At 73.6% G+C, this 2310-nt stretch carries 2 protein-coding genes and 1 pseudogene; all 3 read right to left on the reverse strand.

Annotation, left to right across the window (positions count from 1 at the left end):
* A pseudogene (locus tag ACTIR_RS26820) lies at positions 1–247 on the reverse strand (Rv2231c family pyridoxal phosphate-dependent protein CobC); the annotation flags it as partial.
* Positions 240–1583, reverse strand: a complete 1344-nt coding sequence (locus tag ACTIR_RS0117130; protein WP_026455199.1) for a cobyrinate a,c-diamide synthase — start codon at positions 1581–1583, stop codon at positions 240–242. The gene ACTIR_RS0117130 and the pseudogene ACTIR_RS26820, both read right to left, overlap by 8 nt.
* A complete protein-coding gene (gene cobO / locus ACTIR_RS0117135) occupies positions 1577–2179 on the reverse strand; it encodes a cob(I)yrinic acid a,c-diamide adenosyltransferase (protein WP_026455200.1) in 603 nt (200 codons plus the stop codon). Before cobO ends, ACTIR_RS0117130 begins: the two co-directional genes overlap by 7 nt.
* Positions 2180–2310: the final 131 nt, after the last annotated feature.

A 2310-nucleotide genomic window follows, 5' to 3' on the forward strand; every position in this document is an offset into this window, starting at 1 on the left:
CCGCACCCGCCGTGGGCAGCACGTCGGCCGTCTCCCGCCCGTGCCGGGTGGCGATCGCCTCCGTGGCGCCGCGCACGTCCGGGTAGGCGGCGAGGTCGGTCAGGCAGGCCGCCAGCTCGCGGCGCAGCCATCCGGGTGGTTCGGCCAGCCGCACGTTGACCGCGAGGTCCACCAGCCCGTCACCGACCTCGCGGTCGCCGTGGTGGTGCAGGTCGTACTCCACCTCACCGTCGACCACGTCATCCATTGTGGACCGCCTGCGTGAACCGGCGGGCCAGGCCGGGATGTCCGGCCCAGTGCACGTGCAGGTACGAGGCGTGCAGGGTGGGTGTGGAGAAGCCCTCCGGTTCGCCGTCCCACTCCCACGCGGCCGGAACACCGTTCCGGGGTTCGACCACGGTGCGGTGGAACTCGTGCCCGGTGACCCGCTCCCCCGTCCCGGCCAGCACCGAGTCGGTCGGCGCGGTGGCACGCCGGTAGCCCAGCGCACCACGCTGCGTCATCCGCGCGGTGGCGTCCAGCGCGCCCACCATCGGCAGCCCGTCCAGCTCCCGGCACAGATACAGCAGCCCGGCGCACTCGGCCACCACCGGCATCCCGCCCGCGATCGCGTCGGCCACCCGACCGCGTAGTTCGGCGTTGCCGGAGATGTCGGCGACGTGCACCTCGGGGAACCCGCCCCCGAAATACAGCCCCGCGCAGCCGTCCGGCAGCGCGCGGTCGTGAATCGGGTCCAGGTCGACCACGTCCACCCCCGCCGCGTCGAGCAGTTCGGTGGTCTCGGTGTAGCGGAAGGTGAACGCCTCCCCCGACGCCGCCGCCACCACGGACCGTCGCCCGTTCCCGAGGTCACCGAGCTCGTCGGCCGGGTTCCACGGCGGAGCGTGCAGCGCCGGGGCGGTGCCCGCCGCGCGTACGACGGCATCGAGATCCACCCCGCCGCGTACCCACTCGGCCAGCCGGGGCGCGAGCTTCCCCGCCTCACCGGCCCGTTCCCCGGCGGGCACCAGCCCGAGGTGCCTGCCGGGCGCGTGCACGTCCTCCTCGCGTCGCAGCGCCCCCAGCACCGGGATGCCCGTGGGCTCCAGCGCGGCGCGGATCTCGTCCTCGTGCCGCTGCGAACCCAGCTTGTTCAGGATCACCCCGGCCAGCTCGACGTCCGGATCGTAGCGGGCGAAGCCGAGCACCAGCGCCGCCACACTGCGGCTGGCCGCGCTCGCGTCCACCACCAGCACCACCGGGGCGGAGACCAGCTTGGCGACGTGCGCGGTGGAGGCGTAGCCCTCGGTGGCCAGGGCGCCGTCGAACAGGCCCATCACGCCCTCGATCACCGCGACCTCGGCCGCGCGGGCGCCGTGCCGCAGCAACGGCACCAGCCTCTGCTCCCCCTGCAGGAACGGGTCCAGGTTACGCGGCGGCAGGCCGGTGGCCACGGCGTGGTAGCTCGGGTCGATGAAATCCGGCCCCACCTTGTGCCCGGACACGGCCACGCCGCGTTCGCGCAGCGCGGCCATCAGGCCGGTGGCGACGGTCGTCTTGCCGTGCCCGGACCCGGGGGCGGCGACAACGATCCGGGCTACCACTCGATCCCCCGTTGACCCTTCTGCCCGGCGTCCATCGGGTGCTTCACCTTGGACATCTCCGCCACCAGGTCGGCGGCGTCCAGCAGCGCCTGCGGCGCCCGGCGACCGGTGATCACGACGTGCTGCCGACCCTCGCGGGCGCGCAGGGTCTCCACCACGTCGTCCACGTCGACCCAGCCCCAGTGCAGCGGGTAGGTGAACTCGTCGAGCACGTAGAAGTCGTGCCGCTGTTCGGCGATCCGGCGTTTGATCTCGGCCCAGCCCTCGCGGGCGTCGGCGGCGTGATCGTCCTCGGTGCCCTTCTTGCGGGCCCAGCTCCAGCCCTCGCCCATCTTGTTCCACTCGACGCTACCGCCCTCGCCGCTCGCGCCGAGGGTGCGCAGGGCGGACTCCTCGCCGACGCGCCACTTCGCGGACTTGACGAACTGGAACACGCCGATGTCCCAGCCCTGGTTCCACGCGCGCAGCGCCATGCCGAACGCGGCGGTGGACTTGCCCTTCATCTCCCCGGTGTGCACGGCGAGGATCGGGCGGTGCCTGCGCTGCCGTGTGGTCAGGCCGTCGTCCGGCACGGTCTCCGGCTGTCCCTTGGGCATCAGGCACTCCTCCGGGTGTCGTGGGGTCGGGTGTCGTTCTCCGTCGGTCCGGTGCGCTGCCGCACCGCACCGGCCAGTGCGTCGGCGCGCACCTCGCCCAGCGGCACGTGCTCGGCGCCGAGGTGGTCGGC

The organism is Saccharomonospora iraqiensis subsp. iraqiensis (genome assembly GCF_000430445.1).
Classification (GTDB): Bacteria; Actinomycetota; Actinomycetes; order Mycobacteriales; family Pseudonocardiaceae; genus Saccharomonospora; species Saccharomonospora iraqiensis.